A 21,720-nucleotide genomic window follows, 5' to 3' on the forward strand; every position below is an offset into this window, starting at 1 on the left:
CGCAGGGCTTTTCGGACATTTTGCCCGCGATCCTAGAACCCCGCTGCAGAGGAATGCAACATGGCCGATATCGCGCTTCAAACCACCTACAAGCGGGTGCTCCTCAAGATCTCGGGCGAGGCCCTGATGGGACCGCAGGGGTTCGGCCTGCATCCGCCCACCGTGGAACGCATTGCCCAGGAAGTGAAATCCGTTGCCGACCTTGGCGTAGAGGTCTGCATGGTCATCGGCGGTGGCAACATCTTCCGCGGTCTGGCCGGCTCTGCCCAGGGGATGGAGCGGACCACTGCCGACTACATGGGGATGCTTGCCACGGTGATGAACGCGCTGGCAATGCAGAGCGCCCTTGAGGGGCTGGGTGTCTTTACCCGCGTGATCTCTGCCATCACCATGAACGAAGTGGCAGAGCCCTATATCCGCCGCCGCGCCGTGCGCCACCTTGAAAAGAAGCGGGTCTGCATCTTTGCCGCCGGCACGGGCAATCCCTATTTCACCACCGACACCGCCGCCACGCTGCGCGCCAATGAAATGGCCTGCGAGGCGATCTTCATGGGCAAGAACGGCGTCGACGGGGTCTATGACAGCGATCCCAAGACCAACCCGGATGCGAAGCGCTACGATGACGTGACCTATGACGAGGTGCTGGCAAAGAACCTCAAGGTCATGGATGCCTCGGCCATCGCCCTGGCCCGCGACAACCGCAAGCCGATCATCGTTTTCTCGCTGGATGAGCCGGGCGGTTTCCTGGGCATCCTGGCCGGGCAGGGGACCTATACCAAGGTTCACGCCTGATCCGACAACGGCCCGGTACGCTTGCGCAACGTCATCCGTTTCACGGAGGGCCGCGTGGCTTGGCCGGGCCGATTTCTTTCAAAGTGACGCGCTCGGGCTTCCGCGCATGGGCCGGAATCCCCGCGTCCCGGGCTATACAAGCTCGCCCCGGTGGCGCTATAGGTGCTGCCATCACGCTAGACCGAGGACCAAGAGCAGATGGCTGAAGATTTCGAGCTGGATACCGACGATCTCGCGCGCCGCATGGATGGCGCAATGACGAGCCTGAGGACCGAATTCGCCTCGCTCCGGACAGGCCGGGCTTCGGCCTCCATGCTGGAGCCGGTGATGGTGGACGCCTACGGCCAGCTGACCCCGATCAACCAGGTCGGCACCGTGAACGTGCCGGAACCGCGCATGGTCACGATCAACGTCTGGGACAAAGGTCTTGTCGGCAAGGTCGAGAAGGCGATCCGCGAAAGCGGCCTGGGGATCAACCCGCAGCTGAACGGCACCATCATCATGCTGCCGATCCCCGAGCTGAACGAGGAACGCCGCCGCGAGCTGACCAAGGTTGCCGCGCAATATGCGGAACATGCCCGCGTTGCAGTCAGAAACCTGCGTCGTGACGGCATGGATCAGGTCAAAAAGGCGAAATCCGATGGCCTTTCCGAAGATGACCAGAAATTCTGGGAACAGGAAGTGCAGGATTTGACCAATACCTATATCGGCAAGATCGACGAAGCGCTGGAAACCAAGCAAGCGGAGATCATGCAGGTTTAAAACGATTTGATAAGAAAAGCTGGCTATAGCCGGTGGTCAGGACAGAAGGAGAGCTCATGGCGCAGGACGAGGGAACCCTGGTGGTGAAAGCCCCGCGCCATGTTGCGATCATCATGGATGGGAACGGCCGCTGGGCGCGGATGCGCGGGCGGCCGCGTCTCTTCGGGCATCACGCCGGCGCCCGCCGCGTTCGTGAGATCGTCGAGGCCTGCCCCGACCTGGGGGTAAAGTACCTGACGATCTTCGGGTTCTCGACAGAGAACTGGAAGCGCACCCAGATCGAGGTCGCCGGCCTGATGAGCCTGTTTCGGTCCTACATCCGCAAGGAAGCCCGTGCCCTGCGCGAAAAGAACGTGCGGGTGCGCTTTATCGGCGACCGTCCGGGGCTGGACGAAAAGCTACGGTCCCTGATGGACGAGCTTGAGGAAATGACCGCCGGTTGCACGGGCACCAACCTGACCATCGCGCTGAACTACGGCGGCCGGGACGAGGTGGCGCGTGCGACCAAGCGTCTGGCCGAGGATGTTGCGGCCGGCAGGCTTGATCCAGCCCAGATCGACGAAGAAACTCTTCCCAAATATCTTGATACCTGTGTGCTGCCGGATCCCGACCTGGTGATCCGGACCAGCGGAGAAGCGCGGATCTCCAATTTCCTTCTCTGGCAATCGGCCTATGCAGAGTATGAATTCATAGATACGCTCTGGCCTGATTTCAGCCGCGATGTGTTCGCGGGTGTCGTCCAGAGCTATGGTATGAGGGAACGCCGCTACGGCGGCGCAAAGGCCTAGGGGCCAAATTATGGCAGAACGCAATTGGTCCGACCTGATGCCGAGGGTCCTCTCCGGCGTCGTTATGGTCGTCCTCGGGATCGCATTGATCCTTTTGGGCGGTCCTTTCTTCAGTACGGCCTTGGCGCTGATATGCGGCGGCATGGTCTGGGAACTGGCGCGCATGGTCGCGCCCTACGCCAAGACCCGAGCCTTGCAGATGGGGGCGGCCGCGACGGCCTGTTTCCTGCTGGCACTGGTGCTGCCCCGGGGCTTTGGCCTTCCGCTGCTGCTGTTGCCGTCGATGCTGGGGATTTCCATGATCCCGCAACGCCGCACGATGTTCCTGACCTTCACCGCGATGATCCTGCTGGCCGGCTACGGCATGGCGCGTCTGCGCATGGACCAGGAAGTCATGTGGCTGGGCTGGCTGGTGGCCGTGGTGGTCCTGACCGATATCGCGGGATACTTCGCCGGGCGGGCGTTCGGTGGGCCCAAGTTCTGGCCGCGTGTGAGCCCCAAGAAGACCTGGTCCGGCACGATCGCGGGCTGGGTGGCAGCTGCCGTCGTCGGTGGGATTTTCGGTGTCTGGTCCGGGTTCGGCCCTGGTCTTGCCGGGATTTCCGTCGCGCTTTCCATGGCCTCCCAGATGGGGGACATCGCCGAAAGCGCCGCGAAGCGGAAGGTGGGGATCAAGGACAGCTCCAACCTGATCCCGGGACACGGCGGGCTGCTTGACCGGTTTGATGGAATGCTTGGGGCCTCTCTCATGCTGCTGCTGACGGGGCCCTGGACGGGGCTCTTCGCGACGACGACAATGGGAATGAACTGATGCGGCGGATCACCATACTGGGCGCAACCGGCTCGATCGGGCAAAGCACGATCGACCTGATTGCCCGCCAGCCCGAGGCTTTCGCCGTCGAGGCGCTGACCGGTGGTCACAACGTGGAGCTACTGGCTCGGGATGCGATCCGGCTGAACGCGAAGCTTGCCGTGACCGCCCATGAAAGCCGTCTTGGTGATTTGCGCGCCGCCCTTGCGGGGACCGGGATTGAATGCGCCGCCGGCGCCGCGGCCCTTGTCGAAGCGGGGCAGCGGCCTGCCGATTGGGTGATGTCGGCCATCGTGGGCGCTGCTGGCTTGGCACCCGGCCTGGCGGCCCTGAAGAACGGCGCGGCCCTTGCGCTTGCCAACAAGGAAAGCCTGGTCTGCGCCGGCCCGCTCATCATGTCCGAAGCGGCCCGCAGCGGTGGGCGCATCCTTCCCGTGGACAGTGAGCACTCTGCCGTCTTCCAAGCTCTGCTGGGCGAGCAGATCGAAAGCGTGGAGCGCGTGATCCTGACTGCCTCGGGTGGGGCCTTCCGCGACTGGCCGCTTGAAAAACTGGCCTCTGCGACACCTGAGCAGGCCTCGACCCATCCCAACTGGGACATGGGGCAGCGCATCACGATCGACAGCGCCTCCATGTTCAACAAGGCGCTTGAAGTTATTGAAGCGCATGAGTTTTTCGGAATTTCCGGGGATCGGATCGAGGTGTTGGTGCACCCCGAAAGCCTGGTCCATGCGCTGGTGGGCCATGTCGATGGCGCCATCCTTGCGCATTTGGGGGCGCCGGACATGCGCCACGCCATCGGCTATGCGCTGAACTGGCCCGAACGCGTCGACCTTCCGGTTGCGCGACTTGACCTCGCAAAAGTCGGCACGCTGAATTTCCGCCTCCCCGAAGAGGCCCGTTACCCGGCCCTCGGCATTGCCCGGCGCGTGATGGAACGGGGCGGCCTGTCTGGCGCCGTGATGAACGCTGCAAAGGAAGTTGCGCTGGACGCATTCCTGGCTCGGCGTATCGGTTTCATGGACATGGCTCCGCTTGTCTCGCGCGTTCTTGATCGGGCAGAGGGTGACAGTTGCGCGCTGGATGCGGAATGTACCCTTGACCATGTACTGGCAGCGGACCAGATGGCACGGAACTACGCGTCCGAGGAAATCTCAACGGGCGCGGAACAGAAGGCTGGTATCTCCTGATGAATTTTCTGCCCGAGTTCGGCAGCTCGCTCTACACGCTTGCCGCATTCATTATCGCCTTGTCGATCATCGTCGCGATCCATGAATACGGGCACTACATCGTTGGTCGCTGGTCCGGGATCAAGGCGGATGTCTTCTCGCTCGGGTTCGGGCCGGTGCTGTTCTCGCGTGTCGACCGGCACGGCACCCGGTGGCAAGTCGCGGCTCTTCCGTTCGGTGGCTATGTGAAGTTCCGCGGCGATGGCGATGCGGCTTCGGCAACGGCAGATGGTGAGGCCCTTCGCGGCATGAGCGCTGCTGAACGCCGGGCCACGATGCAGGGCGCGCCGCTTTGGGCGCGAGCCATCACGGTCGCCGCCGGGCCATTCTTCAATTTCATCCTCTCGACGCTGCTCTTCGCGATGCTGCTCTTCTTCCGTGGAGAGGTGGCAGAGCCGATGGCCGTGGGCGATATCCGCCCGCTGCCACCGCTGGAAAGCGCCGAGGAGACCCTGCAACCTGGTGATGAGATCCTTGCCATCGGCGGTGTGGACGTGCCGTCCTTCTCGGACGGCGCGGCAATGTCGGCCTTTTCCGCCGCGCTGCCTGTCGCGCCGGAGATGGACTACCGTGTGCGGCGCGGGAACGACGTGCTGAACGTGACCGGGCCTTACCTTTACCCAGCGATCATCCTGCAGCTTGCCCCGAACTCCGCCGCCTATGAGGCCGGGCTGGAGCAGGGCGATGTGATCACCGCCGTGGACGGCGCGCCCATCTTCGCCTTCGATCAGCTGAAGGAAGCGGTGGAAGGCTCTGCCGGTGCCACCCTGGCGCTCACCGTCTGGCGCGAGGGGGCCGCAGAACCGCTAAGCTTCGATCTGACCCCGCGCCGTGTCGATGAGCCGAACCCGGAGGGCGGTTTCCGAACCGAATGGCGGATCGGGATTGCCGGTGGAATGGCGATTGATCTTGCGACGACCCGTGCCGGGTTCTTCGAAAGCCTGACAGGGGGCGTGAGCCAGACCTGGGCCGTGATCACCAGCTCGCTGTCCGGCCTCTATCATATCTTCACCGGTGCGATTTCCTCTTGCAACATGAGCGGTCCGATCGGCATCGCCAAGACATCCGGCGCGATGGCCAGCCAAGGCGTGGTCAGCTTCGTCTGGTTCGTCGCTGCGCTCTCGACCGGGGTAGGGCTTCTGAACCTCTTCCCGGTGCCGGTGCTGGATGGCGGCCACCTGGTCTTTTACGCCTATGAGGCGATTGCCGGCCGGCCGCCTTCTGACAAGGCGCTTCAGGTGCTTATGATGGCGGGGCTGACACTGGTCATCGGCCTGATGCTCTTTGCCATCAGCAATGACGTTTTCTGCCCCTGAGCATGACATGCCGACCCGGGCGAAATTGCCCGGCCTGTCAGCTTGTCACCGAGACGTCGCGATAGGGCGCAGATTGACCGACAGGGCATTTTGACAAGTGATATCATTCCCGATACTGACTTGCTGAACGGAAGTCTAAACGGGTCCCAAAAATGCCAAAGAACCTCGCAGCGGAGGCCTCCGAGTCTCTTCCCATTCGGCGCCTTCATCTGCTGTTCCCGACCCTGGTTTTCCTGCTTCTCACGGCAGTTTCGGGTCTTAGCCCGGTACAGGCCCAAGCGCAGGCCTACAGTTTCAGCAACGTGACGGTGGATGGGAACGCACGGATCCCGACCGGAACGATAATTTCCTACGCGGGAATCGCACGCGGAGAGGCTGTCTCGGCAGCTCAGCTGAACGATGCCTACCAGCGGATCGTCGCCTCCGGTCTTTTTGAAACGGTGGAACTCACGCCGCGCGGCAATACGCTTGTGATCGAGGTCACGGAATATCCCACGATCAACGTCATCAACTTCGAGGGCAACCGCCGGATCGATGACGAAGCCCTGACAGCGATCGTGGAATCCTCTTCCCGGCAGGTCTTCTCGCCCACGCAGGCAGAAGCCGATGCCGCTGCGATTTCCGAAGCCTATTCCCAGCAGGGCCGGCTGGCCGCGCGCGTCACGCCGCGGATCATCCGCCGCTCCGACAACCGCGTTGACCTGGTCTTTGAAGTCTTCGAAGGCGGCAACATCGAGGTCGAGCGCATCTCGATCGTGGGCAACAGCAACTTTTCCGACCGCCGGCTGCGCCAGGTCCTGCAATCGAAGCAGGCCGGTCTGCTGCGCTATTTCTTCCGCTCCGACACCTTCATCGCGGACCGGATCGAGTTCGACAAACAGGTGCTGACCGATTTCTACCAATCGCGCGGTTTCGTCGATTTCCGTGTGACCGGCGTGAACGCGGAACTCTCGCGTGAGCGTGACGGCTACCTAGTGACCTTCAACGTGCTAGAGGGGCAGCAATTCCGGTTCGGCCAGATCACCACCACCAGCTCTTACGAAGGTGTCGATGCGGCGATCTACAACGACGTGCTCAAGGTCAAGCCGGGTGTGGTCTATTCGCCCACGGTGGTTGAGAACTCCGTCGCGCGGATCGAACGCCAGGCAGTGCGCCAGGGGCTCGACTTCCTGCGCGTCCAGCCGCGCATCACCCGCAATGACCGCGACCTGACGCTGGACGTGGACTTTGAACTGACCCGTGGTCCGCGCATCTTTGTTGAACGCATCGACATCGAGGGCAACACCACCACGCTTGACCGTGTCATCCGGTCCGAGTTCAAGACGGTGGAAGGCGACCCCTTCAACCCGCGTGCCATTCGCGAGGCGGCAGAGCGTATCCGCGCTCTTGGCTTCTTCGCCGATGCACAGGTCAATGCGCGTGAGGGCTCTTCCTCGGATCAGGTCATCGTCGACGTTGACGTGGAAGAAACGGCCACCGGCTCTCTCTCTCTGGGCGGTACCTATTCGACCACCGATGGCTTCGGCCTGGCGGTCAGCTTCCAGGAAGCGAACTTCCTGGGGCGCGGTCAGAACCTTCAGCTTGTGGTTACCGGCGTCTCTTCCGAGCGGGTCTACAGCCTTGCCTTCTCTGAGCCGCACTTCCTTGGACGGGACGTGAGGTTCAACACCAGCGGTAGCTGGCAGACCACGGAATCGAACTACGCCAACTACGATACCACCCAGGGCCTCTTCAACACCGGCTTCGTCTTCCCGGCGGGTGAGCTGTCTTCGCTTGATCTTCACTATTCGATCGACAGCACGGATATCTCGATCCCCTCCGGCTCCAACGTGGGTCCCCTGATCCAGTCCGAAGCGGCGCGCGGCAACGTGCTGGCAAGCATCGTGGGCTACAAGTATTCCTACGACTCCCGGCTCTCCGGTCTGAACCCGAACGCGGGCGTCCTGCTTGAGTTCGGCCAGGACTTTGCTGGCGTCGGTGGCGACACGGAATACGTCCGTACCTCGGCCCGCGCGATTGCGCAGACCAAGGTCTGGAACGAGGACGTAACCCTTCGCGCCACCTTCCGCGCCGGTTCGATCGAGACGCTGGGTTCCTCCAATACGTTGGTCACGGATCGCTATCTGATCGGCGGCAGCATCATGCGTGGCTTCACCCCGGACGGACTTGGTCCGCGTCAGTACCAGGCTGGGTCTTACAACGATGCCATCGGCGCGACGGCCTATGCAGTGGCCCAGTTCGACATGGAATTCCCGCTTGGCCTACCGGCTGAATACGGCGTGAGCGGCGGCCTGTTCTATGATGTGGGCAGCGCCTGGGGTGTCGACGGCAACGCGTCGAACATCCTCTATGCCGATGCTTCCGCGCGTCAGGTGCTTGGTGTGTCGCTCTTCTGGGATACGCCGATTGGTCCGCTGCGCTTCAACTGGTCGAGCGCTCTTCAGAAGGAAGAATTCGACGAAGAGCAGAACTTCGACCTGACCATCCGGACGAACTTCTGAGGCTGACATGATGACGGCTTGTCCGCTCCGCCGGCTTGGCCGTCTTCTACCGGTACTTGTGCTGGGCCTTTCCCTGGGCCCGGCACCACTTCTGGCGCAGCAGGCCCCAACGGCGCCGGCTGCTGCTGCGGAAGCAACGCTTCCCACCAGTCCTGTTCTGACCATTGATAGTGAACGCCTGTTTTCCGGCAGCCGCTTCGGCCAGGTCCTGGCCAGCAAGCTGGAGGCGGAAGCCGCCGCCATCGCTGCCGAGAACCGCGAGCTCGAGGCCAAGCTGGCCGACGAGGAACGCAGCCTTACCCAACGGCGCGCGACCATGGATCCGGATGCCTTCCGTGCTCTGGCGGAAGCCTTCGATGAAAAGGTCACCCGAATCCGCAAGGAGCGTGAAGAGCGCGCCGTGAATTTCGGGCAAAGCAGCGATGCGGCCCGCCAGCAGTTCCTTTCCGCCGCCGAACCCGTCCTGAAGGACATCATGCGTGAAGCCGGTGCGGCAGTCATGTTGGAACAGCACAGTGTCTTCCTGTCGCGGGAGGTGGTCGATATCACCGATGAGGCCGTCGCCCGAATTGACGCGACCCTATTGCAAGAGGAACCGCAGGCTGACTCCGATGCCAACACCCTACCGGAGGCGGGCGAAGCCCGTCCGGAAGGCAATGATACCGCAGCCGATCCGGCCACGTCCGCTGACGATGGAGCTAACAGTCAGGCACCGGAAAACGGCGACAAAACGGATCCCTGACAGATGGTCGCCGGATTGGCCGCGCTTGCCGCAGCCCCGATGTCTTGCTAGGGACAAGCTGAAAAGAAGGGCCGTCGCGGGCCCGCTACTTCCAAGAGGATGATTTTGCTATGAATGAAGTGCTGGAAAGCGCCGATATCGACCGTATCCAGAGGATCATCCCGCATCGCTATCCCTTCCTGCTGGTAGACAAGGTTGTGGAGATTGACGGCTACAAATCCGCGCTCGGCATCAAGAATGTCACCATGAACGAGCCCCATTTCACCGGGCACTTTCCGTCCAAGCCTGTGATGCCGGGCGTTTTGCAGGTCGAGGCGATGGCCCAGACCGCGGCCGTCATGGTTGGCGTGGCACTTGGCCTGGAAGACAAGAATATCCTGATCTACTTCATGTCGATCGAGAAGACGAAGTTCCGCCGCATGGTGGTGCCGGGCGACCGTCTGGAAATGCGTGTTGAAACCTTGCGCGGCAAGCCGGGTGGCAAGATCTGGAAGTTCGGTGGCGTGGCCTCGGTTGACGGTGAGATGGCCTGCGAAGTTGAATTCATGGCGATGCTCGAACAACCGGCGGAGACCTGAGCCAATGGCAATCAGCCCCGAAGCAAATGTGCATTCTCATGCCCTCGTGGAAGAGGGGGCAGAGATCGCGGCCGGGGCCAGGATCGGTCCCTTCTGCCATGTCGGGCCCAAGGCGGTCATCGGCCCGGACGTCGAGCTGATGAGCCACGTCGTGGTGCAGGGCATCACCGAGATCGGGGAAGGAACGCTGGTGCACCCTTTCACGGTCCTCGGCGGCATCCCGCAGGATCTGAAGTTCAAGGGCGAGGAAACTCGGCTTGTCATCGGCAAGCGGAACCGTATCCGGGAATCCGTCACCATGAACTCCGGCACTGAAGGCGGCGGCGGTCTGACCAGCGTGGGCGATGACGGGCTGTTCATGGCCGGCTGCCACGTGGCCCATGATTGCCGCGTCGGCAACAACGTCATCGTGGTGAACAATGCGGCCCTCGCGGGGCATTGCGTGATCGAGGATGAGGTCATCATCGGCGGCCTGTCCGGCGTGCACCAGTGGGTGCGGATCGGACGTGGTGCGATCATCGGCGCCGTAACGATGGTCACCGCCGACGTGATCCCCCATGGTCTTGTCCAAGCACCGCGCGGCAAGCTCGACGGGTTGAACCTGGTCGGTCTGAAACGCCGCGGCGTGGCGCGATCGGATATCACGGCGCTGCGGGCGGCCTTCCAGATGCTCGCACAGGGCGAGGGCGCCTTCCAGGAACGGGCCAAGCGGCTGGGCGACGAGACGGAAAGCGACTACGTGCGGGAAATCGTGAATTTCATCACCGGTGGCAGCGACCGTTCCTTCCTGACCCCGGGCAAGATCTGATTCAGGACGATGGCTGAAGTGCAGGATAATGTGACCGCGGCTGTGACCGGGACGGGCCGTCTGGCCGTTATTGCCGGGGCCGGCGGGTTGCCGGTCAAACTGGCCGAAGCCTATGGGGAGGCTTTCTTCGTTTCCCTCGCCGGTGTCGACTGTGATCTGTCAGAAGAGCAGCTTTCCCGTTTCCGCTTCGAACAGCTTGGCGCCATGTTCCAGGCCCTTGAGGCGGCAGGCGTAAAGCGGGTCGTGATGGCCGGGGCGATGTCCCGCCCGGATTTCGATCCCGCTGCCATGGACCAGAAGATGCAGCTTCTGGCGCCGCGTCTGGGCGCGGCGATGGCCGAGGGCAGGGATGATGCCCTGCTGCGCCTGATCATTTCCCTTTTCGAGGAAGAGGGCTTTGCCGTCGTGGGCGCGCATGAGCTGCTGCCTGACCTGACCGCGCCTGCCGGGCTTTTCGCCGGGACGGGGCTTTCGGACACGGCCTGGGCCGATGCCGCGCGGGCCCGTGAGATCCTGGAAGGACTTGCGCCGTTTGATATCGGCCAGGGCTGCGTCGTGGCCGGTGGCCTGTGCCTGGGGATCGAGACCGCCCAGGGCACCGATGCCTTGCTGCGCTTCGTCGCCCAGACCCCTGAACACCTTCGTCGGGGCCGTGGTGTCCTGTGCAAGCTGCCCAAGCGCGGGCAGGATCTGCGTGTGGACATGCCCACCGTGGGGCCGGACACGCTGCGCGGTGCTGTGACCGCCGGCCTGGAAGGGATCGTGATCGCTTCGGGTCAGGTGCTCTTGCTTGAACCCGAGGTTTTGCCAACCCTGGCCCGTGAGCTTGGGCTGACCATCGTGGCAGAGGATATCTGATGCGCGTCTTCGTCATTGCCGGGGAGCCATCCGGCGACCGCCTTGGCGGTGCTGTCATGGCCGGCCTCAAGGCGCTGGCCGGCGAAGAGGTGACCTTTGCCGGTGTCGGCGGGCCGCTGATGCAGGCGCAGGGACTGAACAGCCTATTCCCGATGGAAGAGCTGTCCGTCATGGGCTTGGCAGAGGTCCTGCCGAAGTACTTCGATCTGAAGCGCCGGATCCGCGAATGTGCCGATGCGGTTCTGCAGGATCCCCCGGATGTGCTTCTGACGATCGACAGCCCGGATTTCTGCCTGCGTGTCGCACGACTGGTCAAGGCGCAGTCCAACATCCGCACGGTGCACTACGTTGCGCCCACGGTCTGGGCCTGGCGTCCAAAGCGGGCGGACAGAATGGCGCAGGTGATTGACCAGGTCCTGGCGCTTTTCCCATTCGAGCCGCCATTCATGCAGGCCGCTGGCATGGACTGCGACTTCGTCGGGCACCCGGTCGTGACGGAACCACTGGCAAATGATGAAGACGTGCGGGCTTTCCGGGATGAAGCCGGGATCGGGGATGCCCCCTTGCTGTTGCTCCTGCCGGGGTCGCGCCGGGGCGAGGTCACCCGTCTGGCACCGGCTTTCGGCGAAACGCTGGCACAGATTAAAACACGGTTCCCCGATTTGCGTGCGGTGCTGCCCACCACGGAGAACGTCGCGGAACTGGTTGCGGAGCAAACCCGGGACTGGCCTGTCAAACCTCTGGTCCTCGACCCGCGCGGGCGGGAGCCGGGCGCACATGCCGCGCGCAAACGTGCGGCCTTCCGCGCCGCCGACGTGGCCCTTGCCGCCTCTGGCACCGTTTCGCTGGAACTTGCTGCTGCCGCCACCCCGATGGTCATCGCTTATGACATGCATTGGCTGACGGCACAGATCATGCGGCGGATGCTGCTGACGGATACGGTCACCCTGGTGAACATTGTCTCAGAAACCCGGACAATCCCCGAGTTCCTGGGCAAGGAATGCCGGGCCGAAAAGATCACCCCGGCGCTCGCCCGGGTTCTGTCTGATCCCCAGGCGCAACACGCGGCGATGGACCGAACGATGGAGCTCTTGGGTCGGGATGGCGAAGCGCCCGGCCTGCGCGCAGCCCGGGCGATCCTCAACCGGCTTTAAGCGCCTTTCCAGATCCAGCCGCCACCCAGGATGCGGGTGCCTTCGGTTTCATAGAAGACGCATGCCTGACCCGGAGAGACGCCTTCTTCGGCCGTCAGCAGCTCGACTTCTGCTTCCGTCTCAGAGATGGGTCGCAGGATCGCCTCACGCGGGGGGCGCGTAGAGCGGACCTTGACGGAGATCTCGTAGAAGGGCTGATCGGTGAAGTTCCCTTCACCCAGCCAGTTGATCTCACGAACAGGAATGATTCGCGTTGAAAGCATCTCTTTCGGGCCGACGATCACCTGCTTCTTGTCGACGTCGAGCTTAACGACATAGAGCGGCTCTGACAGCCCGCCGATGCCAAGACCCCGGCGTTGGCCGATCGTGTAGTGGATCACACCTTCGTGTGTGCCAAGAACGCGACCGTCTGCATGGACGATTTCACCGGATTCGGCTGCGCCGGGGCGCAGTTTCTCGATCACTGAGGCGTAGTTGCCGTTGGGGACGAAGCAGATGTCCTGGCTGTCCGGCTTGTCGGCGACGGACAGGCCGTATTGCGCGGCAAGGGCCCGGGTCTCTGCCTTCGACGCCAGATTGCCAAGGGGAAAACGCAGGAATTCCAATTGCTCGGGCGTGGTGGAGAACAGGAAATAGCTCTGGTCGCGGTTGGCATCGGCGGCGCTGTGCAGCTCCGGTCCGGTCTCACCCATCTTGCGCTGAATGTAGTGGCCGGTTGCCATGCAATCGGCGTCCAGGTCTTTCGCGGTCTCCAGCAGATCCTTGAATTTCACCCGCTCATTGCAGCGGATGCAGGGCACGGGCGTGGCGCCGGCAAGATAACTGTCGGCGAACTCGTCGATCACCGCGTCCTGGAAAATGTTCTCGTAATCAAGGACGTAGTGGGGGAATCCCATCTCTTCGGCGACCCGGCGGGCGTCATGGATATCCAGACCGGCACAGCAGGCGCCCTTCTTGGCCAGGGCCGCACCGTGGTCATAAAGCTGCAGGGTCACACCGACGACGTCATAGCCTTCCTCGGCCAGCTTGGCGGCCACCACGGAACTGTCGACGCCGCCAGACATGGCAACGACCACCCGAGTCTCTTCGGGCGGTTTGGGAAAACCTAGGGAATTCAGTCCGGTGACTGCGTCGAGTGCCATGATGTCTCCTGAATCTGCCCGTTTTCGGGGGCAGGACCGAAACAATATAGGAAAATGCGACATACTCTCAACCCGCTGTTTCACTTGCCGTTAAAGCCCAGGCCCAAGAATAGGCCCGATTTTGCAAGGGTCAGAGCGATGTATCTGAAGAAAACGCAGGGGCCGCGTGCCGTGAAGCTGGCCGATGGCAGTGTCCTGACGCGTGCGGATCTTCCGCCGCCGAACACGCGCAGGTGGGTCGCGTCACGCAAGGCCGCCGTTGTGCGGGGTGTGGTGCATGGGCTGGTGACCCAGGAGGAAGTGCAGGAAATGTATTCGATTTCTCCGGAAGAATTCCTAGAATGGGTCAGCGCCGTTGCCAATCACGGGGAAGAGGCGCTGAAGGCGACAGCCGTCCAGAAGTTCCGGCAGCCCTGAGTTGTTGAATGAATGCTGTATACACGGTAACGTGGGGTTAACCATTTCACGTCAGTGTCGGGAACGTCAAAAGAAGAACGGAGAGAACTCGGCATGCGTGTGCTTCTTGTAGAAGATGATCCGACGACGTCGAAAAGCATCGAACTGATGCTGACCCATGCCAATTTGAACGTCTACACGACGGATCTTGGTGAAGAAGGGATCGATCTGGCGAAACTCTATGACTACGATCTGATCCTGCTTGATCTCGGCCTGCCTGACATGAACGGCCATGAGGTGCTCAGGCAATTGCGCCTTGCCCGCATCGAAACGCCCATCCTGATCCTCTCCGGCGCGGATGATACCGAAAACAAATTGAAGGGCTTCGGCTTTGGTGCGGATGACTACCTGACCAAGCCGTTCCATCGCGAAGAACTGGTGGCGCGGATCCACGCGATCATCAGACGCTCCAAAGGGCACTCGCAGTCCGTCATCAGTACCGGCCGGATCGAGGTCAACCTTGATGCCAAGACGGTCGAAGCAGATGGCAAGCCAGTGCACCTAACCGGCAAGGAATACCAGATGCTGGAGTTGCTGAGCCTGCGCAAGGGCACGACGCTCACGAAGGAGATGTTCCTGAACCATCTCTACGGCGGCATGGATGAGCCCGAGTTGAAGATCATCGATGTCTTTATCTGCAAGCTGCGCAAGAAACTCTCCACCGCGACGGATGGGGATAACTACATCGAAACCGTCTGGGGTCGCGGCTACGTGCTGCGCGACCCAGAGCCGGGTCAAATGGATGAAGCGAAGATGGCAATCGGCGCGGCCAGCTAAGTCAGCTGGCTGTCCTTCACCCCGTCCACTCACGACTGGACCTCACAAAAATCGCCCCCTATCACTTTCTGCAAGACCGGTGTACCGGGACGGCGAAGTGAGAAGGGGGCGTTTGTATGTCAGCGCGGATGGAAGGGCTTGGGTCAGAGAACCTATCGCCCGAAGAGCTTACAGAAGAGCAGGCGCAAAAGGAACTTGCGGCTCTGGCAGAGGCTCTGAACGCCGCAAACCGTGCCTATCACCAGGAAGATGCGCCAGAGCTTTCGGATGCCGATTACGATCAGCTGAAGCGCCGCAACGCCGCTCTTGAAGCAGCTCACCCGGATCTTAAGCGCAAGGATTCTCCAAGCGAGCAGGTTGGGGCAGCCCCGGCAGAGGGGTTCGGAAAGGTCCGGCATGACGTGCGGATGCTGTCGCTGTCCAATGCCTTCGAAGATGAGGACATCACCGAATTCGACCTGCGGATTCGCCGCTACCTGAACATCGGCGAAGCGGAAGCGCTGACCTTCACAGCCGAGCCCAAGATCGATGGCCTGAGCCTGTCGATCCTGTACGAAGATGGCCAGCTGGTTCGTGCGGCCACCCGCGGGGACGGCGAAGAAGGCGAGAACGTCACTGCCAATGCCAGGATGATCGCCGATATTCCGCAAAGGCTGACGGGCGCACCGTCCCGGCTGGAAGTGCGCGGCGAAGTCTATATGAGCCACGCGGATTTCGAGGCGCTCAATATCCGGCAGGCAGAGGCCGGAGCGAAGACCTTTGCCAACCCGCGAAACGCCGCGGCCGGATCCCTGCGCCAGCTTGATGCCGAAATCACCCGGTCCCGTCCGCTGCGGTTCTTTGCCTATGCCTGGGGGGTGCTCTCCGATCCGCTGTCCGACACGCAGATGGGTTCCATCGAACGCCTGGAAACCCTGGGGTTCCAGGTCAATCCCTTGACACGTCTCTGCGATGGTCCGGAGGAAATGCTGAAGCACTACCGGCACATTGAAGAGCAACGCGCCACGCTTGGCTATGACATTGATGGCGTGGTCTACAAGGTGAACGATCTAACGCTGCAGGGGCGGTTGGGCTTCCGCTCCACCACGCCCCGCTGGGCAATCGCGCATAAATTTCCCGCAGAACTTGCCTGGACGCGCCTTGAAGCCATCGACATCCAGGTGGGGCGTACCGGCAAACTCAGCCCGGTCGCGCGCTTGTTGCCGGTGACTGTCGGCGGTGTCGTCGTTTCCAACGCCACGCTGCACAACGAGGATTACATCCTTGGCCGTGATAATCGTGGCGGGGAAATCCGGGGTGGCAAGGACATCCGCATTGGTGATTGGGTGCAGGTTTACCGCGCCGGGGACGTGATCCCGAAGATCGCAGATGTGGACCTGAGTAAGCGCCCGGACGATGCCACGCCCTACCACTTCCCGGAGACATGCCCGGAATGCGGATCCGATGCTATCCGCGAAGAAGGCGACAGTGACCGCCGCTGCACAGGCGGCCTGGTCTGTCCGGCACAGGCAATCGAGAAACTGAAGCATTTTGTCTCCCGTTCGGCCTTCGATATCGAAGGTCTTGGCGCGAAACAGGTCGAGTTCCTTCATGCGATGTGCTGGATCTCCGAACCTGCGGATATCTTCAGCCTGCCGGAGAGGGACGGCGCCGGCGAAAGGCTGACAGTCGATCCGCGCGACCGGCTCTCACATACGCTGCAGGCCAGCGACCGGCATGGCGACCTTTTGGCGAACCTTTCCGAGATGCTGCGCAGCGTCGGCATCCCGGTCGATGAAACAGACCCGGACCATGTGATCGCAGCGATCCGCCAGCTGGCGACCAAGTCCTTGGCCCAGCTGAAAGGGTGGGGTGAGAAATCCGCGGATAACCTCTTCGCCGCGATCGAGGAACGCCGCCGGATAGACCTTAACCGCCTGATCTTCGCTCTGGGCATCCGGCACGTCGGAGAGGTCGTGGCGACCGACCTCGCGCGTCACTTCGGAACATGGCGCGCGCTTCTGGAAACTCTGGATGCTGCACGTCCCGCGCAGGAACGCTATCTGCTTGCGGACGGGGCGGAGGCTGAAGAACGCGCTGCCGCGGCAAGCGAAGGTCGCAGGGCGCGGGTCAAGGAAAGCCGGGATGCGGTCTGGGCCGCGGAGCCGGCGCTGGAGCAGGCAGCAACCTCCGCCTGGTCGGAGCTGATTGGCATCGACGGGATTGGCGCAAAGGTCGCCACTTCCCTTGTCGCTGCCTTCGCGCAGCCTGCGGAACGTGCCTCGATCGACCGTCTGGCCGCCTATTTGGATATCCAGTCCGTCGAAGCCCCGCAGGACAGCGGCAGCCCGGTAGCGGGCATGACAGTGGTCTTCACCGGCACGCTGGAAAAGATGACCCGTTCCGAGGCCAAGGCCCGCGCGGAAGCGCTTGGCGCAAAGGTCTCCGGCTCCGTCTCGGCTAAGACCGATCTGCTGATCGCAGGCCCGGGTGCCGGGTCCAAGGCCAAGAAGGCCGCCGATCTTGGTGTGGAAACAATTGATGAGGACGGCTGGCTAAGCCTGATCGGCGACGCATGACAGGCCGGCCGGAGGTCCTCTTCCCGCTCTTCGGCAAGCTCGAGGCCTTGCCAGGTATCGGCAAGAAAACGGCAAAGCACCTTGAGCAGTTGAATGTGCATGTGCCGCGCGACATGCTGTTCCTGCTCCCCCATGCCATGATTGATCGCACACCGCGCGCCACGATCCAGGGCGCGCCTTTGCCAGCGACCGTGACGGTTGAGGTCACGGTCGGGCGGCATACGCCGCCACGGGGGCGGGGGGCCTACCGCGTGCAGGTGCTGGACGAGGAAACCTCTTTCGACCTCATCTTTTTCCACGCCCGTGGCGATTACCTGGAGCGGATCCTTCCGACCGGGTCGCGGCGGATCGTGTCGGGCCGGGTAGAGCAGTACGACGGCCACGCGCAGATGCCACATCCCGATTATGCCCTCCCTCCTGAGCAGGCAGACGATATTCCACGGTATGAACCCGTCTATCCGCTGACCGCCGGCGTGACGCAGAAGCTGATGGCCAAGGCCGTCGGGGGCGCTCTCGAAAAAGCCCCTCACCTGGCCGAATGGATCGATCCGCAACAGCGTTCCGCTGCCAGCTGGCCCGGATGGCGCGAAGCACTGACAGCGGCCCATCACCCAGAGAATACCGGCGCGGTTCAGCCACGAGATCCGGCACGCGAACGTCTGGCCTACGATGAATTGCTCGCCCACCAGCTGACGATGGCCTTGGCACGGGCACGGGAACGAAAAGCCAGCGGTCGCTCAAGCACTGGCAAGGGCCACCTGCGCCAGAAGGTGCTGGAGGCTCTCCCGTACAAGCCGACCGGTGCCCAAAGCCGCGCCGTGTCTGAGATCGCGGCCGATATGGCTGGCGCAGAGCGCATGGTCCGCCTTTTGCAGGGGGACGTGGGCGCGGGGAAGACGCTTGTCGCCTTCATGGCCTTGCTGATCGCCGTTGAGGCGGGCGGGCAGGGCGTGATGATGGCCCCGACAGAAATTCTGGCCCGCCAGCACATGGAGGGGCTAGCGTCGCTGGCAGAAAGCGCCGGCGTTCGGGTGGAGATCCTGACCGGGCGCGACAAGTCCGCGCCGCGTCAGGCGAAGCTCGCCGCCCTTGCCTCGGGTGAGATCGATATTCTTGTCGGAACCCATGCGGTCTTCCAGGAAAGCGTTGTTTACCACGATCTGCGGCTTGCCATCGTGGATGAACAGCACCGTTTCGGGGTCAAGCAACGCATGGAGCTTGGGCGTAAGGGGCGGGGGGCGGACATGTTGGTCATGACCGCCACGCCGATCCCGCGCAGCCTGTCGCTGGCCCAATATGGTGACATGGACATCTCCGTGCTGGATGAGAAGCCGCCGGGGCGCAAACCGGTGAAGACCACCTTGGCCTCTGCCGCGCGCATGGACGAGATCATCAATCACCTTGATCGGGCCACGGCGGGAGGGCGGCAGGCCTATTGGGTCTGCCCGCTGGTGGAGGAAAGCGAAAGCGTTGATCTGCCATCGGCCGAAGAACGGTTCCGCGCGCTTCGCGCCCGGCTGGGTGAAGGACGGGTCGGCCTGGTCCATGGGCAGATGGCGGCTGAAGAGAAAGACGCGGCCGTTTCCGCGTTTCAGCGCGGAGAGACCGATATCCTGGTTGCGACGACCGTGATCGAAGTCGGGGTGAACATCCCCAATGCCTCGATCATGGTCATCGAACAGGCCGAGATTTTCGGGCTCGCGCAATTGCACCAGCTCAGGGGGCGGGTCGGGCGCGGCAGCGCCGAATCCACTTGTCTGATGGTCTATCAGCCGCCGCTTTCGGAAAGCGGCCTGCGGCGCCTGTCGCTTCTCAGGGATACGGAAGACGGCTTCCGGATTGCAGAGGCCGACCTGGAAATGCGCGGTGCCGGTGATCTGATCGGCACTGCCCAAAGCGGCTTGCCCCGCTTCCGGATCGCCGATCTGGAGTTGCAGCCGGACCTGTTGAGGATCGCCCAAAGCGATGCACGCACGCTCTTGCTGCGCGATCCGGAGCTGACCTCTGACAGGGGGCGAGCAGCGCGAATCCTCTTGTGGTTGATGGGTCAGGACGAGGCAATTCGCCTTATGTCTGTCGGTTGAAATCAGGCACTTAGCCCTTATGTTCGCAAAAGTTCTTAAAAAGTTCTTTACTCAGCGACATCAATATGAGAACAAATAGGCAACACGCAACGTCAGCCTTATGAGGTGGGAAATGAGTGAAGTCCTGAAAATCGCACGCCGGTCCAAAGCCACGCTTCTGCAGGATCTCCTTGGGGTTGTCGCTTTGACAGTTCTGCTTGTCGGATCCCTTTACCTGCCCGTGATGCTCTAGGCCGCAAGCCGCATTCGATCTGCCTGCAAGTCGTTCAAGACGCCGCATGCCCCTGCGTTTCCGGGACCGCCTGTCCCCGAAGTCCGGGTCGCCTCATCCCCCGGTCCGCGTCTGGTCCCAAGCGACATTGCAAGACTGGCCGCCGCACTCCTGCCCGAGTGCGGCGGTTTTTTTATGAAGCGCGGTCAGAAGCCTGCACGCATGTCGGAGGATCAAAACCGATAGGCCAGGCGCAACCCACCCCAATGGCGGTTCCTCACGAAGATCGGGGCGGATAGATCCTTCATCAGGACAAAGTCCCCTCCGCCCATGTCACGCCGATAGATCTGCAGCAGGAAGGGTTCCTGGTTCCGCCCGGCCTTCAGACCCACGCGATCATCGAAGATCCGGCGGTTCCGGCAATGCGCCATGTTCCAGACCGGGTCGTCGCTCTGCGGTTCGGAGAATTGAGCGTTATGGGTCGGCAGGTAGCCATTGCGGTCGACAGCGGCGCAGAAGACGATACGCGGATCCAGTTCCAGCGCGGGTTCCTGGATGGCGGGCAGAAGGGCATCCGTCAGCGCGGTGAAACGCGCCACCACCTGTTCGGGATCGCTGTCGTGGACGGTGCGGTAGTCATGGTCAAAGAGATCCTCAAAGGCGATCCGCCCGTTTTCCACGGCCTCCTCGAAAAGCTCAGTGATCTGGGTGGCGCGCTCCTGCACGGCTTTGATCATCGCGCTGTCCGCGGAGCCGCCGCCGGCGAAGATGCTGTCCTGAACCAGCCGCTCTGACAGATCCACAAGCTCATGCAGGCGCTCATGGGCTTCTTCGATCCCTTCGGCGCTTTCCCGGACGGTGTTGAACGTGCTCTCGATCTGGGGGGCATAGTCGCGCAGGGCCTGATCCGCTTCCACCGCATCATCGCGGACAAGTTTCATCTGGGACACGGATCGATCCAGCGCCACGCGAACCTCGGCGTTCTGGGTCTGAGCCTCCTCGCTGACGGTTGAGAGCTTCAGGGAGGTTTGGCTGACCTTCTCCGTCTCTTTCTTCAGCTGAAGAATCCAGTCCTCCAGCCGGCTGACGTTGTCACTGATCTTTTCAGCAGCAACGCCGGTCTGGCTGGACAGGGCGTTGATCGCATCGGCCACCACAGAGAACCCGCGCCCCGCTTCGCCGGCCCGCGCCGCTTCGATCTTTGCGTTGATCGCTAGCATGTTGACCTGGGAGGCGATGGCGGCAATCTGATCGTTGCTGGTCTGGACGTCCTCCAGCACCGTTTCGACGGCACCGTTGCGCGCGTCCAGCGTGCCGATCCAGCTGCGCACTTCCTTGCCAAGCCGCCCCGCTTCCTGGGATTTTGTCAGCCCGGCAATGAAGCTTGCCTGGGTTTCCTCAAGATGAGCGTAGGCCTTCTGGATCGTGGTCATGACGCTGGCGTTCATCTGCAGCACATGACCGGATCCCTGGTGCACGTCTCGCAGCTGTTCCAGTAGGACAGCTGTGCGCGTGGTCAGATCCGTAAGGAAGCCATCGACATCAACAATTTCCTGGCTGACGGCCGCGGCATTCTCAGCCAGCCGGTCCAGCGACGGCGTGATGCGGGTCGGATCGGGAAAATCGGTTTCGTGTTCCATGCCTGACCGGTCTTGTAAGGGCCAGACCAGGCATAGGGGGCATTTCGGAAGAAGCGGTTAAGCGCAGTCGCTTTGCGCGGCCTTTTCCATCGCTTCACAGAGCGCATCCAGCGAGAGCATGATAGAGGCATGGCGGTTCTTGTATTCGCTTGCCGGGCTCAAGACTTCCAGGCCGTCGAAGGGGGCAGGGGGAACCGGTCCACCCTCCTTCAGCATGGCCTTCAGGCTGTCCCTTGCCGCATGAACCTGATCGCTGGTCTGGCCGATGACCGCGCCGCCGACGATACTTGCCGCGGCCTGTCCAAGCGCACAAGCGCGTACTTCCTGCCCGTAGTCGGCCACCTTGCCATCCTTGACCTTTACGTCGACCGTGATGGTCGACCCGCAAAGCGGCGCGCGCTTGCGAACCGTCGCGTCGGGATCTGCCAAGCGGTCTTGGCGCGGAATATCCGTCGCAAGGGCCAGGATCCGGTCCGAATAGAGTTTGATCAGGTCGCTCTCGCTCATGCGGTT

19 protein-coding genes are annotated in these 21,720 nt (G+C 62.3%); 16 read left to right on the forward strand and 3 right to left on the reverse strand.

Annotation, left to right across the window (positions count from 1 at the left end; all coding sequences use genetic code 11):
- Positions 1–60 precede the first annotated feature (60 nt).
- The 12 genes from pyrH to lpxB all read left to right on the forward strand — a co-directional run bounded on the left by pyrH (position 61) and on the right by lpxB (position 12,339).
- A complete protein-coding gene (gene pyrH, locus HCZ97_RS05315; protein ID WP_167687638.1) occupies positions 61–792 on the forward strand; it encodes a UMP kinase in 732 nt (243 codons plus the stop codon).
- 198 nt (positions 793–990) lie between these two features.
- The gene (gene frr, locus HCZ97_RS05320) at positions 991–1,554 is read left to right on the forward strand and encodes a ribosome recycling factor (RefSeq protein WP_167687639.1); all 564 of its coding nucleotides are present in this window, start codon (positions 991–993) and stop codon (positions 1,552–1,554) included.
- Between the two features lie 56 nt (positions 1,555–1,610).
- Positions 1,611–2,342 carry a polyprenyl diphosphate synthase gene (uppS, locus tag HCZ97_RS05325; RefSeq protein ID WP_167687640.1) on the forward strand — a complete coding sequence of 244 codons (732 nt, stop codon included), beginning with the start codon at positions 1,611–1,613 and terminating at the stop codon, positions 2,340–2,342.
- A 10-nt stretch (positions 2,343–2,352) separates the two neighbouring features.
- On the forward strand, positions 2,353–3,153 hold the full coding sequence (locus HCZ97_RS05330) for a phosphatidate cytidylyltransferase (RefSeq protein ID WP_167687641.1): 801 nt from the start codon (positions 2,353–2,355) through the stop codon (positions 3,151–3,153).
- Positions 3,153–4,343 carry a 1-deoxy-D-xylulose-5-phosphate reductoisomerase gene (gene dxr / locus HCZ97_RS05335; protein ID WP_167687642.1) on the forward strand — a complete coding sequence of 397 codons (1,191 nt, stop codon included), beginning with the start codon at positions 3,153–3,155 and terminating at the stop codon, positions 4,341–4,343. Before HCZ97_RS05330 ends, dxr begins: the two co-directional genes overlap by 1 nt.
- Positions 4,343–5,698: an RIP metalloprotease RseP gene (gene rseP, locus HCZ97_RS05340; protein WP_167687643.1), complete on the forward strand. Its 1,356-nt coding sequence runs from the start codon at positions 4,343–4,345 to the stop codon at positions 5,696–5,698. The genes dxr and rseP overlap by 1 nt, the downstream gene beginning before the upstream one ends.
- A gap of 302 nt (positions 5,699–6,000) precedes the next feature.
- The gene (bamA, locus tag HCZ97_RS05345) at positions 6,001–8,199 is read left to right on the forward strand and encodes an outer membrane protein assembly factor BamA (RefSeq protein ID WP_368484326.1); all 2,199 of its coding nucleotides are present in this window, start codon (positions 6,001–6,003) and stop codon (positions 8,197–8,199) included.
- A 7-nt stretch (positions 8,200–8,206) separates the two neighbouring features.
- A complete protein-coding gene (locus tag HCZ97_RS05350) occupies positions 8,207–8,941 on the forward strand; it encodes an OmpH family outer membrane protein (RefSeq protein WP_254871363.1) in 735 nt (244 codons plus the stop codon).
- Between the two features lie 110 nt (positions 8,942–9,051).
- Positions 9,052–9,519 (forward strand): 3-hydroxyacyl-ACP dehydratase FabZ, encoded by a 468-nt coding sequence (fabZ, locus tag HCZ97_RS05355; RefSeq protein WP_167687645.1) that lies wholly within the window; start codon positions 9,052–9,054, stop codon positions 9,517–9,519.
- A 4-nt stretch (positions 9,520–9,523) separates the two neighbouring features.
- The gene (lpxA, locus tag HCZ97_RS05360) at positions 9,524–10,327 is read left to right on the forward strand and encodes an acyl-ACP--UDP-N-acetylglucosamine O-acyltransferase (RefSeq protein WP_167687646.1); all 804 of its coding nucleotides are present in this window, start codon (positions 9,524–9,526) and stop codon (positions 10,325–10,327) included.
- 9 nt (positions 10,328–10,336) lie between these two features.
- Positions 10,337–11,185 carry an LpxI family protein gene (locus tag HCZ97_RS05365; protein ID WP_167687647.1) on the forward strand — a complete coding sequence of 283 codons (849 nt, stop codon included), beginning with the start codon at positions 10,337–10,339 and terminating at the stop codon, positions 11,183–11,185.
- Positions 11,185–12,339 (forward strand): lipid-A-disaccharide synthase, encoded by a 1,155-nt coding sequence (gene lpxB, locus HCZ97_RS05370; protein ID WP_167687648.1) that lies wholly within the window; start codon positions 11,185–11,187, stop codon positions 12,337–12,339. The genes HCZ97_RS05365 and lpxB overlap by 1 nt, the downstream gene beginning before the upstream one ends.
- Here lpxB and mnmA read toward each other — a convergent pair.
- Entirely contained in the window at positions 12,336–13,481 is a 1,146-nt protein-coding gene (gene mnmA / locus HCZ97_RS05375) for a tRNA 2-thiouridine(34) synthase MnmA (protein ID WP_167687649.1), read from the reverse strand. The genes lpxB and mnmA overlap by 4 nt on opposite strands.
- A gap of 138 nt (positions 13,482–13,619) precedes the next feature.
- Here mnmA and HCZ97_RS05380 point away from each other — a divergent pair, with 138 nt between their 5' ends.
- The 4 genes from HCZ97_RS05380 to recG all read left to right on the forward strand — a co-directional run bounded on the left by HCZ97_RS05380 (position 13,620) and on the right by recG (position 19,356).
- Positions 13,620–13,898, forward strand: coding sequence for a DUF1153 domain-containing protein (locus HCZ97_RS05380; protein ID WP_167687650.1), 279 nt, complete (start codon positions 13,620–13,622; stop codon positions 13,896–13,898).
- 93 nt (positions 13,899–13,991) lie between these two features.
- Complete coding sequence (gene ctrA / locus HCZ97_RS05385) at positions 13,992–14,714, forward strand: response regulator transcription factor CtrA (RefSeq protein WP_167687651.1); 723 nt, start codon at positions 13,992–13,994, stop codon at positions 14,712–14,714.
- Between the two features lie 116 nt (positions 14,715–14,830).
- Entirely contained in the window at positions 14,831–17,272 is a 2,442-nt protein-coding gene (gene ligA, locus HCZ97_RS05390; protein ID WP_167687652.1) for an NAD-dependent DNA ligase LigA, read from the forward strand.
- Positions 17,269–19,356 (forward strand): ATP-dependent DNA helicase RecG, encoded by a 2,088-nt coding sequence (recG, locus tag HCZ97_RS05395; RefSeq protein ID WP_167687653.1) that lies wholly within the window; start codon positions 17,269–17,271, stop codon positions 19,354–19,356. The genes ligA and recG overlap by 4 nt, the downstream gene beginning before the upstream one ends.
- 444 nt (positions 19,357–19,800) lie before the next feature.
- Here the strand turns inward: recG and HCZ97_RS05400 are convergent, their stop codons facing one another.
- Positions 19,801–21,207, reverse strand: a complete 1,407-nt coding sequence (locus tag HCZ97_RS05400; RefSeq protein ID WP_167687654.1) for a methyl-accepting chemotaxis protein — start codon at positions 21,205–21,207, stop codon at positions 19,801–19,803.
- A 57-nt stretch (positions 21,208–21,264) separates the two neighbouring features.
- Positions 21,265–21,714, reverse strand: coding sequence for an iron-sulfur cluster assembly scaffold protein (locus HCZ97_RS05405; protein WP_167687655.1), 450 nt, complete (start codon positions 21,712–21,714; stop codon positions 21,265–21,267).
- Between the last annotated feature and the right edge of the window lie 6 nt (positions 21,715–21,720).

Origin of the sequence: Pseudooceanicola sp. HF7 (assembly GCF_011806405.1) — a bacterium.
In the GTDB taxonomy this organism is placed as follows: Bacteria; Pseudomonadota; Alphaproteobacteria; order Rhodobacterales; family Rhodobacteraceae; genus Pseudooceanicola.